Consider the following 15,127-nt stretch of genomic DNA (forward strand, 5'->3'; position numbering starts at 1 on the left):
TCTTATTCGCGCTGATTCTACGCTTATTCGCGGTTCAATTTTTCAGATCTCGGTCACCCACCGCGCAATGACGCGCCTTCACAATCGCGCAATGACCCCGACGCCGGACTCGTCATTGTATTACTTTCCACTCCAGAATTCGATAAAGCTCCGCGGGCAGCGTCACCACGGGGAGCGGAGGAAAAGGATTGGTCGTCTGCATCTGACTGTTCCCGCTGGGAAACTCCAGCAACCCCGCATCCTCCGGGGTCCGAAGCACATAGGCCTCGTTGCGCACCAGCAGATCATCCAGCATGGCGTCGCCCTGGATGCGGAACACGTGACTGTAGACCGTGAACATGTAGCGTACCATTTCCTCCTGCGCACGATTCTGCTGCGTCTGGCTTTGGCTGACTTGCACACCTCCGCCGCGCCCGCCCCGTCCACCGTCGTCCACAGAGGGAATGTTGCCAAATACGATGTAATTCCGACTTCTTATGTCGTCAACGCTCTGGAAGGTACCACTCACATCCTCTACGGCCACCATGTCCTGAATCATGTCCTCGTATTTAACTTCCTGAATCAGATCCGGCTCGGCCTCCTGCCATCCGAAGGCGTACGCTTCCAGCACATCGCTGATGCCCGAATCGTAGTCAATGTACACCGTGTTCGGATTGATGCGGCCGAGCCAGTCGCCGTGCACGGTGAGGAACTCGGTCAGGGGCAACTGGGGCGGATCGATGCCCTTCGCGCCGAAGAACAGCGCCGGGGTCATGCCTTTTATCAAAAGCAGCTCGTCCAGCGAGTCCATGGGACCGTTCTTCGCGTTGTAGGGATTCTCCGAGGCCAGGTAGAAATCCGACTCCGCGCCACCTTCTTCTTGTTCGTCATCATCGTCGATCCAGTCGATGATGGCCTCCACCAGCGACTCGGGATCCACCTCGGCGCTCGCAGCCTCGCCCCGGATGCGGAAAAATTCCTGCAGGGCATAGCGGAGATGCTCGCGGACCACTTTTCCGTTCTGATTATCCACCAGCGCGTTCAAATTGAGCTTGCCGTATTCGTCCGTGATCGTCGTGCGCATCACGGCGTCGTTCAGCGGCTCGAATCCCCCCGGCTGCGCCCAGGAACTCCACCGGCTGTCCACCGTAATACCCGAACCCTGATTCGCCGTGTTCATGTTATTGTTGTTATTGTTGTTTGTTGGTGTCATCGTGGTCGACAGTTGGGCCTGGAGGCGGTCCATTTCCAAGATCGAAATGCCCTTGTACACCGCCGACCGCGCCGCCAGCCGCGCCTGATAGTCGTTCCCGCTGTTCATGGAATACGACGCCTCCACCTGAGCCTCATAGGCAAACTCCACCACCAGCACGGTAAGCAGCACGACAAAGAGCAGCGTCAAAATCAACGCCACGCCTTCATTCCGCTTTTCACATCGCTGCTTCAATGCAATACCTCAATACTTTACCAAATCACCAGTGGACTGAGCGGACTCGGTGGACCGAAACAAACCCAAACCACCAACGCAATCAACTGTCAACTGTCAACTGTCAACTGTCAATTGTCAATTGTCAATTGTCAATTGTCAATTGACTTCCGCCCCCGCCTCCTGCGCCGACTCCATACTGGGACGAAATTGGTTTGGGTCGCCGAACTCTTCGAGCGTACCCGCGCTGGACGACAACACCACGGTCACATCCATATCAAAGTCTTCCTGCGGGTCGACGCCCATGGAAGCCTCCTCCATCAACTGGCCCTCGGTCTTCGCCAGGTTGATTTGAACGCGAATCGCCCAGGGCAGCATGCCCGTCTCATCGGAATTCCACTCCTCCACCCACTCCTCCGCGGCGCCATCGTAATACAGAAAGTTCATCGCGCGGATGGGCAACTCGCGCTCCCACACGATCTCGTTCTCGCCCGCGTCCTCCGCCTCGAACAATTCGCCGCCCTCGTCCTCGCCAAAGAGCACGAGGGGCGATTCGGTGATAAAAAGGGTCACCCCCTCTTTCTCCTCCGCGGGCGCTTCATCTATGGCGAATTTCTGAAAGCCGCCCTCTTCGGACACGCTCGGATCGTCCACGTGGTACTCCACCTTCTTCACCAGACCCGGCAGGGACTTCGCGCCGCTCATGGGCAACTGGGTCACCAGGCGCAGGGTGTCCGAGGGGCCATAGGCGCCGGACTCGTCCTCGCCAATCAGGGCGTATTCGCCATTCGGATTGGGATGGGTCGCGCTGATGTTTTCGGTGAAGTGCTTCCACAGCAACTGCTGGATGCGCAGTTCATCCGCGGAGGTCCGCGCGATGTCCGCCGTGTCCGCCACGGAAACAAAACACGTGTACACCGCGCCCACCAGAATCACCAAGATGACCATGGCCACCATCATTTCGATCATGGTGAAACCCGCCTGGCCCCGCCGCGCGCGGAATGCCCCCCCGCTGTCGAAGATCCGCCGCAGGAGGACGGGGGGGCAGGGGGGGTAATTCCCCATAACCTCACTTCGCATTTTCATTCGTCGCCCCTTCCGCCAACACCTCATTGCTGCCCACGTTATAAACGTAGAAGTTCAGCGACTCTTCCTCGCCATCCGGCGTGCGCAGTGTCGCTTCAACCTGGTAAAAGGGCAGGGGCATATCCTCCGATCCGCCCATGGGCGTGCCATTGAAGGCCCAGGAATAGCCCGCGTAGCGACCTTCAAACTCGCCGGACTCCGTGAGGGTCCCCGCCAGCACCTTGAACTCCGCATCGCTCACCACCCGCTCCATCAGCTCCCGGCGCAACACCGAACTGGCCATCTCCTCATGGAGCCGCAGCGCGCTGTAGTGAGTATTCAGCAAAATGAACATCGCCCCGCCCAGAATCGCCAGCGCGGCAAGCACCTCCACCAGCGTAAACCCCCCATTATGGAGAGGGGGCTTTCCAGCCCCACAGTTTCGCCCGCTATGGAGGGGGGGCTTTCCAGCCCCACAGTTTTCATTTTCGTGCGCGCCCATCACAGATCCTCCTCCCGACCGGGGAAGATGTTCGTGCGACCCGAGACTGGGTCCCACAACACCGTGAAGGCGTCGCCATCCTCATTCTCGATATAAAACACCGCCTTCTGCACCAGCCCCAGCACCGTGAATTCAATCTCCACCACGCCCTTGCCGACGGGGGCGCCATCCAATACCACGTCCGTAATCGTCACGCTCTCGCTCAACTTTGTTCGGCGCAAAATCGGATCCGCCAACTCCTCCTCGATCGGCTCTTTCTCGTCCAGATCGAAGATGTCCTCTTCCGTGAAGATATCCCCCACATCCTCCAGAAAACTCTCGTCGTGCTTCACATTTTCCGCGCGCGTCTCCAGCGCCTGGCGCGCAAAGGTATTGAACTTGTCCGTCATCTGGTAGCCGGCGAGTTCTTCGTCGAAACCGCCGTCATCGCCCCCCAGCAGACTGCTCAACTCGCCCCCCTGGAGCAGCGACTTGTCCAGGTCTTCCGCCGAGCGAATGCCCTTCTCCTTCAGTTGCGCAAGCTTCGCCAACTGGTCCGGCTCCTCCTCGCGCAGTTTCTTCTCCTCCTCCGTTTCCTCGATAATCCAGTGGACCGCGTAGATCTCCTGCTCCGTCAAGTCCACCCGCACCACTACCCGATCCCGCAGCAGCGCCGAGTGCGCCATGGCCCCGCGACCGAAGCCCGCAATATGCCGCGCGCTTCCCTCCAGCTCGCTGAAGGCGATAATCGGCAGAATCTGCGGCACCGCCATCGCCGCCACCACCCCGATCAGAAATACCACCAGCGCCAGTTCCAGCAACGTGAAACCCGCCTGCGCTGCGCGGCAAGCGCGCCTATGATGTTCCAAGTGTGACATTACGCCAGGTATGCTTTCCGAAAATCCTTCGATTACGCCGAAACCCGTACACATAGGTAACGTGCGCCCGCGAAATCCGCTGACAGGGCTCTTTGCGCCTTAGCGCCCTTGCGTGCGCTGTTCGATGGATTCGCACGCAAAGACGCTATGACGCAAAGGACCGCAGGAACCAGCGGGACATCACAAATCTCGCGCCAGCAGCGCTTCTCTTTCCGTGAATTTCCGTGTCATTCCGTGGTCAAGAAAGGGAATTTGACCACGGAACTACACGGAACTACACGGAAGGAAGGGGACACGTCCATTTGACCGTATCTCATTCGTGTGAATTCGTGTCCATTCGTGGTTCAATTTTTCCCGGAGGCGTCCGTATTGTCGATGCCATCCATGGTCAACATCCTAATACTGTGCGGCCTCATTCGTAAGCTCATCACTGCGGATATCGGCATCCTTGCCGTCGCCGCTTGGTTCACCGTCAGCACCCAGTGACACTATTACATAAGACTTCGAATCCAACTTCAAATAAAGGTAAGGAGTGTCCCACGGATCCACCGGGATCACTTTCGCATTCATAATGGGCTCACCACTCGGCGGCAATAACAACTGATCGAGGTTTTCGGGCAATTCGCCAAACTTCATCTTGTACGCCGTAAGCGCCGTATCAAACTGCTTGATCTGCGCCTTCGCCGCCGCTATCTCGCCTTGCTCGAATTGCGTCCAGCGATAAAACAATATATCGAACAATCCCAGAGCGCCCAGGCAGATACAAGGTGTCACAACGACTATCACCGCGATACGCTCAAGAGCGGTAAATCGGTCCGTCTCGCTCTGATCGCCCAAGACGTCGCCTCGCACGGTCAGAAAGCTGTTTGGGAGCGACTCAAACACAGCGCTGTATTCTCACTATCTGTGGAAATCGGTGTGAATCTGTGGGAAAACTCTCATTCAATTGTCTTAAAGTCCCGCTGGACTTTTCCTTCCGTGCTTTTCCGTGTCATTCCGTGGTCAACACTTTTTCTCGTTACTGCGCCGCCTCGTTCGTGATATCGTCGCTCTTGATATCCGCATCCACATCTTCTCCGCCCGGTGCGCCGTCCGCGCCCAGCGACGTGATCACGTACTTCCGCGATCCTTCAAGCTGGTACTGATAGGGATTGCCCCAGGGATCCAGCGGCACTTCCTTCGCGTTCATGATCGGATCACCACTGGGCGGACTGATCAGCGCGCCCAGATCTTCGGGGAACTTCTTGAACTTTATCTTGTACGCCACCAGCGCCGTGTCGAACTGTTTGATCTGCGCCTTCGCCGCCGCGATGTTGCCCTGGTCCACGGAGCCCAGCACGTTGTAGCCCACGATGGCCGCGAGCACGGCGATGATCGAAATCACCACCATCAGTTCCACCAGGGTAAAGCCGCCGTCGTTGCGGGTGCGCCGCTTCTTGTTCGTGTTCATCGCTCTCTTGCTCCTCATGTTAAAGATTCTGGCTCATGTTCAGAATCGGCAATAAGATGGATATGACCAGGAAGCCCACAAAGACTCCCATGACAATAATTATAACAGGCTCGATCAGGCCCACGATGGCGTCGATGGTCAGGCGCACATCCTCGTCGTAGGTGTCCGCCACCTTGATAAGCATGTCCTCGATCTCGCCGCTGCGCTGGCCCAGCTCCACCATGTGGATCATCATGGAGGGAAACATGCCCGTTTCCTTAAGTTGTTGCGACAGCTCGCGTCCGCGCCGCACGCCCGCCTTCACCTCGTCCATATGCTCCCGGAAATGGGCGTTGTCCAGCACCGAATTCACCACTTCCAGCGCGGGCAGCATGGTCAATCCACTCTGGAGCATGGTGCCGAGGGTTCGCGCGAAACGCGCGCAGACCAATTTCAGGTGCAGTCCGCCATAGAGCGGAAACTTCAACTTCATGCGGTCCCACTTGAGCCGCCCCTTCGGCTGGGAGACCCAGTAGCGCCAGAGGGCGAATCCACCGAAAATCGCGCCTATGATCAGGTACCAGTAGCTGCCCAGGAAATCACTGCACGCGATGAGCACCAGCGTGGGCTTGGGCAGGGCCGCTTCCTGTTTCTCGAAGATCAGCGTGATGCGCGGCACGATGAACATCATCAGAAACACCACCACGGCAATGGCGAAGAGCCCCATGAACACGGGGTAGGCCAGGCTCGACATGAGCTGGCCTTTCAGCTTCGACTGATGCTCCTGGATCTCGGCCAGACGAAAGAGCACCTCCTCCAGCGTGCCGCTCACCTCGCCCGCGCGCACCATGTTCACATACAGATTGGAAAACAGCCGCGGGTGCTTCGCTAGCGCGTCGGCCAGGGTCGTTCCGCTGTTCACGTTGTCGCGGATATCATAGAGCGCCGACTGGAGCCGGGGCTTGCTGGTCTGCTCCTGCATGGCGCTCAGCGCATCCACCAGGGGCATGCCCGCCTTCAACAACACCGCAAACTGGCGCGTGAGCATGGCCAGATCGCGCGACGAGACGCGACCGCCGCCACCCTTGTGCGCCGCCTTTGGATCCTGGCCCCGGGTCGACACCATGGTGGCGCTTTCGACGATCTCCGTGGGGAAAAGATCCTGGTCGCGAAGCTTCTGCCGCGCCTGGGCCGGACTCTCCGCATCGATCACGCCCTTCGAGCTCTTGCCCGTCGCCTTGTTGATCGCTTTGTAGTCGTAAACCGCCATGGGATCTTCTTCGTTTCCTGTCCGCCCGGTTGTTCTCGCCGCGCCAACCGCCGCGACGCCGAGCAACTGCGCTGCCCTTTCAGGGCGATATGATTTGGGGTTCCGTAGACCCTGGGCGTTGCCCAGGGCTGAAAGCTGCGCTGGCCCTTCGGGCCGAAGAAACTCGGTCCACTCGGTCCATTCGCCGCGGCGAATCCACTCGGTCCACTATACCAACGTCCCCACCACCACAATCGTTACAGATCAGCACCGGGCACGCCTCAGCCCATAAACTCTTCTTCCATGTCGTTCCGCGTCACGCGGAGAATTTCTTCCGCCGAGGTCAGGCCGAGCATGGCCCGGTGGGCGCCGTCTTCGCGCAGCGTCCGCATGCCGTACTTCCGGGCCTCGCGCTTGATCTGGTTGGAGTCCACGCCCTGCAGCGCCATCTCCTGAATGCGCGGGGTCATCAACAGCAGCTCGAAAATACCGGTCCGGCCTTTGTAGCCGCGCTCGGAGCACTTCTTGCACCCCACCGCGCGATACAGGATCTGCTTTTCCTTCGCGGGCGGCTCGATGCCCAACTCGCGCCAGGTTTCCAGCTCGGGTGTGTAGGCCTCGCGGCAGGCGTCGCAGATGCGCCGCACCAGGCGCTGCGCCTGAATCGCGATGGTGGACGAGGTCACCAGGAAAGGCTCGATGCCCATGTTGACCAGTCGCGTGATCGCGCCGGCGCTGTCGTTGGTGTGCAGTGTGGAAAACACCAGGTGGCCCGTGAGCGAGGCCTGCACCGCCATCTCCGCCGTTTCCATATCGCGGATTTCGCCGATCAGAATAATATCCGGGTCCTGGCGCAGGATACTGCGCAGGCCCGCCGCGAAGGTCAGGCCGATCTTCGGCGCAACCTGGATCTGGCCGATGCCCTCAAGCTGGTATTCGATGGGGTCTTCCACCGTGATGATGTTCTTGTCCGGCGAATTCACCCGCTGTAGCGCGGCATAAAGCGTGGTGGATTTGCCCGAGCCGGTGGGCCCCGTCACCAGAAAGATACCGTGGGAGCTCTGAATGATTTTGTCGAGCTGGGTGCGATCTTTTTCCTCCATGCCGAGGTGCTCCAGGCTGAAAAGAAAGCTCCCCTTCTCCAGAATACGCATCACCACGCGCTCGCCGTGGGCGATGGGAATGACCGACACACGGATGTCGATCTCCTTGCCGCTCAGGCGGATCTTGATGCGCCCGTCCTGCGGGAGGCGGTGCTCGGCGATGTTCAAATCCGCCATGATCTTCACGCGGGAGATCACCGCGGCCTGCTGGCCCCGGGGCACGGCGAACTTCTCGTACAGGACGCCGTCGATGCGGTAGCGGACGCGCACTTCTTTTTCGAAAGGCTCGATGTGAATATCGGAGGCGCGCTCTTTGACCGCGCCCGTGATTACCAGGTTGATCAGCTTGATGATGGGGGCTTCGTTCGCCAGATCGAGCAGGTCCCGCTCGGATCCCATGCTCTCCAGCGACTTGTACTCCGTGTCCTTCTCCGCCATCGTGATGCTGTCGATCATGTCGGCGGCGTTTTCGTTCTGCTGCTCGAAATAGCCGTCGATGATCTTCTGCACATCGCCCTTGCGGCAGAGCACGGGCGAAACAGGGCCGCCCAGCAGCAGCCGCAGGTCGTCCAGAGGCAGCAGGTTGACCGGATCGTTCACCGCCACAAGGAAGCCGGTGCCGTTCCGCTTGTAGGGCACCATGTGGTACTCGCGGATGAAGGAAATGGGCACCTTCGTCGTCAGCGCCGCCTCCACGTCGTCGCCCAGTTCGTCCACGAAGGGGATATTGAACTGCTCGCCCAGCGCCGTGAGCACCTGCTCTTCGTCCACATAGCCGAGATCGAGGAGCAGCTCGCCCAGACGCTTGGGCCGGATCTTCTGGAGTTCCAGTGCTTCGTTTATCTGGTCGGGGTGCGCGAACTCATTGCGGATCAGGATCTCGCCCAGTTGCAGGTCTTGGCCTGTTTTCATCCACTACCTCTTCATGTCGCCGCGGCGGAAACTGTCCGACGCGCCGGATCCGGTATCGCGCCCGGTGATCGCCGCGGATTCGTCAAAGGTCGGGCGGTGGCTCTTGCGGTATTCCTGTTTCTTCTTCACTTTCTTGAAGAAGCCAGCCTCAAAGAGCTCATCCAGGTTGGCATCGTGGTACTCGTTCAACTTGTGAAGCGTGAGGCGCTCCATATCCACGTTTTCTTTCACGATATGGGGCGTCACCAGCACCACCAGATTGCTCTTCTGGCGGGTGTCTTTCTTCGAGCGGAAAAGCCAGCCCAGCACGGGCGCATCGCCCAGCAGCGGGGCCTGGTTGCGCGTGCGGTTCGTGGAATCGCGAATAAGTCCCGCCAGCACCGCCGTGGAACCGTCCTTCACCAGCACTTTGCTGGTGAACAGGGACTTGTTCGTGGTCGGGCCCACGATGTCCGGCGTACCCACGCGGGGGTCCGTGTCGGCAATGTCGGACACTTCGATTTCCGTCTCCAGCAGGACGTTGTCGCCCTCGCTGATCTGGGGGGTCACCTTCAGCTTCACACCCACATCTTCGCGCTCGATTCGCGTGGTGCCGAAGCTGGAATTAATTTCGCCATCGGTGCCGCCCGTCGTCGTCTGGGGGCGGGAACTGCCCGTGATGAAGGGCACTTCCTTACCCACCGTGATGGACGACTCCTCGTTGTCAATCGTGGTCAGGCTCGGCTGGGACAGCACTTCCAGATCCGACAGGGTTTCCAGCGCCTGAAACAGCACCGGAACGAAGGGGATGTTGAACTCGCGGCCACCATACTCCACGGTGATGTCGTCGAAAATACCCGCGCTGATACCGCCCGAATCCCCCAGACTCAGCACACTGCTGAGCAGGCCCGCGCCCGCGCCCGTGGGATTGGTCAGGGCCGTCGCCAGATCGGTCACCGGGAGCAGTGAGGTGTCCGTGAGACCGAAACCGTCGCTGCCGCTGATGCTGGCCGCGTTGACCTGCAGGTTGAAGGTATCGTTCAGGGCCACGTCCATCACACTGGCCTTCACGTAGACCTGGCGCTGGGGCACGTCGAGCCGCGCGATATAGGCTTCGAGCTGCTTGTAATCCTGGGGCGAAGCCAGAATCAGCAGCGAGTTGGTTTGGTCGTAGCGGGCGATCTGCACCTTCTGCTCGAAGGGCTGCACTTCCGAAGACCCGGAAGATCCGCCGCCGCCGCCTGCTCCACCGGCCGCCGCGGCCGCACCGCCACCGCCGCCACCTTCCTGGCGCCGCGGGGCCGTGCCGATGAGCGGCTGGAGCGCCTGCTCCATCAACTCCGCATCCGCATTCAGCAGTTCGTAAATGTGCATGTTGTTCTGCTCGTAGGGCACGGGCGTGTCCAGGCGTTTCACCAGATCGCGGACCTGCTCCATCATGCCTTCCGTGGCCACCACGATGAGCGAATTCAGCCGCTCATCGGGCACCATGCGAAGCACTTCCTCATTCGAGCCGATGACCGCGGAGGCCTCCGCGCCGGGTACCGTGCGGGTGGTTGGCCGGGTGGGCCGGGTTGTCGCGGACTGGGGGCGCGTGGTCGTTGTGCGGCTCGTATTCTGTGCCGCGCCGGCACCCTCGGGCGCCAGGAGCACCTGCTCCAACTGGGTGGCCACGACTTCCGCCCGGGTATACTCCAGCGTAAAGATATCCATGGTCGTGTCGTTGCCGGGGATGTCCGCAAGCTCAATGAATTTCAACATGCGGCGAAGACCGTTTGCCGTGTCGGTGATAATCAGCGTGCTCGTCGGCTGATACGTGTCCACCTTGGCGTTCTTCGTGCCCAGCAGGGTCAGCGCCGTGGAAATCTCGGCCGGGTCGGCGTACTTGATCGGCACCACGTGGGTCGAGAAGGTGTCGTAACCCTCGGGGATATTGTCGGCGGTAATACCTTCCTGGATCCCCGTCTTGCCCGATCCGGGCGCGTCGGGCGTGGGGATGACCTGAATCAGCTTGCCATCCAGATTTTCCACCAGCGAGTAGCCCCGGCTGTTCAGCACGGATTCGAGCACTTCGTAGGCCATTTCCGGCGGAAACTTGTCGTGGGTGATAATGGTCACCGTGGTCGCGCCGATATTGGGATCGATGTCGAAGTTCTTGCCCGTCAACATGGCGATGTGCTGGATCACCTGGATCAGAGGCTGGTCGTTGAAATTGAACAGCGCGTCTTCGTCCGGCGTGGCGCCGGGCGGCAGCGCGGGGGCCGCCGGGGTATCGGCCAGCTTCGCGCCGCCGGGAACCTGGGGCGGCTGGGGACGCGCGGCCGGCGGGGTCAGCGGCTGGGGGCGGTTCACACGGGGGCGGGTCGTCGTGGTACCGCTGGGGGGCCGCGTCGATGTGCCGCTGGAGGGACGGCGCGTGCTCGTGCCGCTCTCGGGCACCTCCTGCACGGGAATCTCTTCGACCGCGTGCTCGTCGACCGGCGCTTCTTCCGCAGGGGCTTCCTCGGCGGGGGCCTCTTCCACGGGAACTTCCTCGACAACCTCCTGCTCCTCCTGGGCGGGCGCCGGCACGGCGGTAAACAGGCCCAGGGCAAGGAGGTGTACTGCAAAACAGGCGATGCATCGCTTCAGCACGGTCTGTCCTTCCAATCGGGTTCAGCCAGTGCTCCCGGCTGGGAGCTGCGGCGTGTTAGCGGAAATTGTAGGTGATTATCTTCTGTTTGCCGTTGCGCATGATACCGATGCGGAACGAACCGGCGTCCTGATATTTCTGGACCATCTCCAGCACCTTCTGCTCGCTGTCGATCTTCTCGTTGTTGACCGTCTGGAGCACATCCCCGTTCTCCAGCCCGAGCTGCTTGGCAAGCGGCACCTCGGCGATATCCGCCGCCGTGATACCGGCCACTTTCCCGTTGGCGTCCCGGTAAAGCTCGGGCTTGACCTTGGTCACCAGGTCCGCATAGTTCACGGTCAACTCATTGATAAAGTCGTTCCGATCGATCTCCACTTCCTGCGGCGGAAGCGTGGGGGCCCGGCTGCCCCGCGAGGCCAGCGTGTTCGCGTCGGCTCCTTCGGCGCCCTCTTCCTCGTCCATGCTCAGGCGTTCGCGTTTGGGCGGGCTCTCGTTTCGATTGATCAGCACCACCCAGCGCGGATGTACTTCCTCCAGCGTGACATTCTCCACCACCGGATTGCCAATATGAAAAAGCTGGCTTCCCGTCTTCTGGCCGAGATCCTCGATACTCGCCGAGGCAAAAGGACTCTTGGGTGAAAGGCTCGTCACCGCCCAGAGCTTCAGATTCAGTTTGGTCTCTTCTTCCGCAGGGCCCGGAACCGGCTCTTCGGGAATGACCTCGGTGGCCTGCTGATCCACCTTGAATTGCCCGGCCTCGCCGAAGAGCTTGTTCTCCATGATGCTGCTATAGGCCGTGCGCTCCCGAAGAGATTTCAGCGCCTCGCCCGAACTTTCCGCGCCGCCCTCCACCGGCGGCGATAAGGCATCGGCGACCTGAGGCGGGCTGGTCATCTGAAGCACCACCGACGCCGCCGTGTACAGAATCAAGCCGGACAGCGCCAGGTTCAGCACCAGGAAAAGCTGCCGTATGATTAAACCACGTACCATTGCTACCTCTCGTATCGGGCTTGCGGTATACGACATTCCCGAAGCCAAACTGGGCCTCGGTTTCGATTCCGCCCCGCCGCAACATGTTGTGATACCACAACTAACGCCGGTATGGGCGCGCGGGTTGACAGGAAAGACGGCACTGAAGGCCGCCCGATCAACGGACGCTACAACCGGCCTCGGTACACACCTGCCCCATGTTCGCTACGGGCGCGTAGTGTAGCCCATCCCCAGCCGACAACGCAAAAGCACAGGAACCCCCGGAACCCCCCGGATCGGCATGCGGAAGGGCAGGTTTCGCGCGAAGCAGGCGGTTGTAGGCTGTAGGCTGTAGGCTGTAGGCTGTAGGCTTCAGGCTTCAGGTTAGGAGATATCGCGCCAGCCCGGGACCCAAGGGACCCAAGGGACCCAAGGGACCCAAGGGACCCAAGGGACCCATAAGACCCATAAGACCCATAAGACCCATAAGACCCATAAGACCCATAAGACCCATAAGACCCGCCACCCCCCTCAAAAAAAATCACACCCCCGAATACCGGGGGTGTGACACGAAACCCACTACACCGAAAAGTCCCATCAGGACTTCGCCTTCTCCTGGGCTTTGGCAATCGCCCGCAACTCCGCCATGAACTCCGACACCTCCATCTTATCGGGCACCGTCTCGCCAGGAGCCAGCGACTTGGCCTTCTTGGCCTTGATATCGGGCGGGGTGGCCACATACTTCGTCTTCGTGGCGGCATCCAGAGACACGAGTTGCTTTCCACCCAGACCATTGTAGACCAGGTAGCCCTCGCCTTCGACATACTGGAGATAAAGAACTACTTCCTCGCCCGCGCTGAAGCTGGGCAGTTCGCTGACCTGGGTATCCAGACCGCCGACACGCCCGCCAATCTGGCTGAAGGTGACCGTGGACTGCTTGTTCAAGCCGCCCTTGGCTTTGTCTTCAATCTGCACCACCACGTCGGTATAGATATAGGAGGTGCCGCCTTCCCACCGCGCCTGCGCGCTCGTAATCGTGCCGGAGACCACATCCGTGGCGCCGGCCACAAGCTGCTCGGTGTTCTGATATTGCAGCACGGCCTGGGCGCCCGGCGTGAGCATGAGTCCCAGAAGCAGCGCACCCGCGACGCCGGATACCGCCCGACGACGTTTGCGAAGCCCGTAAACTATCCCGGAAAGAAGGACTGAAACTCCCAGAATCATGGTGAAATTCTCCATGCACCAGTAGAATGCCCGAACGGCCTTGACGGTGGCGCCCAGCGCGAAACTGTTGCCCAAGAGGAAGCGGGCGGCCGAGGGGGAGACTTTGTAGTAGGTTTCAACGATGAAACTACCCAGGGGGGTCTCCATTAGAACGGTGTCGCGCAGTGACCGAACGGCATTCGCGCCTTTGGCCGCCTGGTTCAGAGCGCCCGTGCCGCCGCCGGCCGCGACCGAACTCACCACGTTCAGGATACAGACGTCATTGGGGTCCCCGAACATCGGGTCGTCGCCCAGGATCTCTTCAATGCTGCGCTCGGTGTCGGTGCTGACGAGCGTTCCACGTTCGAAATCCCAGACAAGCGCCGTGCCGGCATCCTTGTTGGAGACGTCGATGATGTTTTCAACTTCATGAAACACTTCCGACGGATACGTATTGAATACGGTGGTGCGTCCGCCGATGTTGTCGAATTCTTCCACCGAGAAGCCGGGGGGCGACTGGCGATCATAGCCGCCGCCGTTGAACGGCGTCATGCTGAGCGTATAAGTCGCGTTGATCACGCCCGATCCGGTTTCGAGAGTCTTCCACAGGTTGTTAATCTCGAACCAACCATCCCGCTCGGTGTTCTCCGGATTCTCAAAGTAGGCGGTGAAGGCGCTGAAAAGGGGAACGCGGGGTGTCGCTTCGTCGTTGTCCACGTCCGCCCAGGCGACTACATGCGCGCTTGCAACCTGGATCGACGGAAGACCCGTGCCCGGACGCGTGCGGGTGCGCGCCTCACCCGTAAGATCAAAAAACAGGTCCTGGCTACCACGAGGATAGAGCCACGAGATGGCCGAGATGTCGTCCGGCGCGAGATCGGCCCCGCCGCCTTCAAGTCCGCCGCCCTCGGCGGTCACTTCGAAGATAAACGGGAACATCGTCGGCGTAACGCCGATGCGGCGCTGCACACCCGCGATGCTGTGCACCATGGCCGTCGTTTCAATCAGGCTGGCGTCGCTCTCGGTGAGGTTGTTGAGGGGCGTGTGGCCCATGCCAAAGAAGTGGCCCATTTCGTGAACAAGCACGCTCTGGAGGTCCCCGAGCGGCTCTTCACCCAGGACTTGAGGACGCACCGTATCCGCGACGATAATCACGTCGTTGTCGACAATGTTTCCGGCGCTTACGAGGTAGGATTCGCTCGGCGTATCGATAATCACATCGTCGACGGCGTGTATATAGACGTTGACACCCAGCACGCCGGCGGGCAGGGCGAAAATGACATCGGCGGGATCGGGCTCCACGTTCTCGTCGGGAAGTCCATCGCCATCCAGATCCACCGTGCTCGTAACCTGCATCACAATGGTATTCTGCAAATCCGCGGTGCCGCCGGCGATGACCGGATCCTGAAACAGGCCAATCTCGTCTACGGACGCGTAGCTCTGCGGAACACGCTCCCATACGGCGAAGGACTCGCGGACAATCTCCAGCTCCGCCTCGGTGAAACCGCTCCGACCATTTTCGATCAGGACGGGCACACCCTCGGTCTCTTCCACGCGGCCATTGTTGTTGGCATCGAAGTCGTTCACCCGATGCTTCTTGATACGAAGCACATCGAATGAATCGAAACTACCCAGCGGGAAGATAGCCCAGGTATTGGTGGCAAGTAACAGGCCGCCGGCCAGTATCGCCATTCCTAAGTGTCGTCTACGCGAGATCACGTATCCATTTCCTTTCATGCCAGCTACTTCCTTCCCCGAGGGGCTGAAATCTACTGATCGAATGTATTCAAATGGCCGCGCGCCGAAACGCGCGGCCTCATGT

The 15,127-nt window shown here is 60.1% G+C and carries 10 protein-coding genes and 1 pseudogene; all 11 read right to left on the reverse strand.

What is annotated here, in order from left to right; all coding sequences use genetic code 11:
* Positions 1–112: 112 nt before the first annotated feature.
* Complete coding sequence (locus JNK74_04005; protein MBL7645338.1) at positions 113–1,393, reverse strand: general secretion pathway protein GspK; 1,281 nt, start codon at positions 1,391–1,393, stop codon at positions 113–115.
* A gap of 171 nt (positions 1,394–1,564) precedes the next feature.
* Complete coding sequence (locus tag JNK74_04010) at positions 1,565–2,491, reverse strand: prepilin-type N-terminal cleavage/methylation domain-containing protein (protein ID MBL7645339.1); 927 nt, start codon at positions 2,489–2,491, stop codon at positions 1,565–1,567.
* A complete protein-coding gene (locus tag JNK74_04015; protein ID MBL7645340.1) occupies positions 2,475–2,864 on the reverse strand; it encodes a hypothetical protein in 390 nt (129 codons plus the stop codon). The genes JNK74_04010 and JNK74_04015 overlap by 17 nt, the downstream gene beginning before the upstream one ends.
* Positions 2,865–3,712: 848 nt before the next feature.
* A pseudogene (locus JNK74_04020) lies at positions 3,713–3,829 on the reverse strand (type II secretion system protein).
* Positions 3,830–4,225: 396 nt separating this feature from the next.
* A complete protein-coding gene (locus JNK74_04025; protein ID MBL7645341.1) occupies positions 4,226–4,714 on the reverse strand; it encodes a type II secretion system protein GspG in 489 nt (162 codons plus the stop codon).
* 133 nt (positions 4,715–4,847) lie between these two features.
* A complete protein-coding gene (gene gspG / locus JNK74_04030) occupies positions 4,848–5,279 on the reverse strand; it encodes a type II secretion system major pseudopilin GspG (GenBank protein ID MBL7645342.1) in 432 nt (143 codons plus the stop codon).
* Between the two features lie 19 nt (positions 5,280–5,298).
* The gene (gene gspF, locus JNK74_04035) at positions 5,299–6,528 is read right to left on the reverse strand and encodes a type II secretion system inner membrane protein GspF (protein MBL7645343.1); all 1,230 of its coding nucleotides are present in this window, start codon (positions 6,526–6,528) and stop codon (positions 5,299–5,301) included.
* A 260-nt stretch (positions 6,529–6,788) separates the two neighbouring features.
* The gene (gspE, locus tag JNK74_04040) at positions 6,789–8,522 is read right to left on the reverse strand and encodes a type II secretion system ATPase GspE (GenBank protein ID MBL7645344.1); all 1,734 of its coding nucleotides are present in this window, start codon (positions 8,520–8,522) and stop codon (positions 6,789–6,791) included.
* Between the two features lie 3 nt (positions 8,523–8,525).
* The gene (gspD, locus tag JNK74_04045; GenBank protein MBL7645345.1) at positions 8,526–11,135 is read right to left on the reverse strand and encodes a type II secretion system secretin GspD; all 2,610 of its coding nucleotides are present in this window, start codon (positions 11,133–11,135) and stop codon (positions 8,526–8,528) included.
* A gap of 55 nt (positions 11,136–11,190) precedes the next feature.
* Positions 11,191–12,123, reverse strand: a complete 933-nt coding sequence (locus tag JNK74_04050; protein ID MBL7645346.1) for a hypothetical protein — start codon at positions 12,121–12,123, stop codon at positions 11,191–11,193.
* Between the two features lie 576 nt (positions 12,124–12,699).
* Complete coding sequence (locus tag JNK74_04055; GenBank protein ID MBL7645347.1) at positions 12,700–14,997, reverse strand: hypothetical protein; 2,298 nt, start codon at positions 14,995–14,997, stop codon at positions 12,700–12,702.
* Positions 14,998–15,127 lie beyond the last annotated feature (130 nt).

The organism is Candidatus Hydrogenedentota bacterium (genome assembly GCA_016791475.1).
Taxonomy (GTDB): Bacteria; Hydrogenedentota; Hydrogenedentia; order Hydrogenedentales; family JAEUWI01; genus JAEUWI01.

What these genes read in the sequence shown, in the direction of transcription:
- JNK74_04010 (MBL7645339.1), bottom strand. Translation starts at nt 2,491, where the DNA reads ATGAAAATGCGAAGTGAGGTTATGGGGAATTACCCCCCCTGCCCCCCC.
- JNK74_04055 (MBL7645347.1), bottom strand. Translation starts at nt 14,997, where the DNA reads ATGGCGATACTGGCCGGCGGCCTGTTACTTGCCACCAATACCTGGGCT.
- JNK74_04050 (MBL7645346.1), bottom strand. Translation starts at nt 12,123, where the DNA reads ATGGTACGTGGTTTAATCATACGGCAGCTTTTCCTGGTGCTGAACCTG.
- gspF (MBL7645343.1), bottom strand. Translation starts at nt 6,528, where the DNA reads ATGGCGGTTTACGACTACAAAGCGATCAACAAGGCGACGGGCAAGAGC.
- gspG (MBL7645342.1), bottom strand. Translation starts at nt 5,279, where the DNA reads ATGAACACGAACAAGAAGCGGCGCACCCGCAACGACGGCGGCTTTACC.
- gspE (MBL7645344.1), bottom strand. Translation starts at nt 8,522, where the DNA reads ATGAAAACAGGCCAAGACCTGCAACTGGGCGAGATCCTGATCCGCAAT.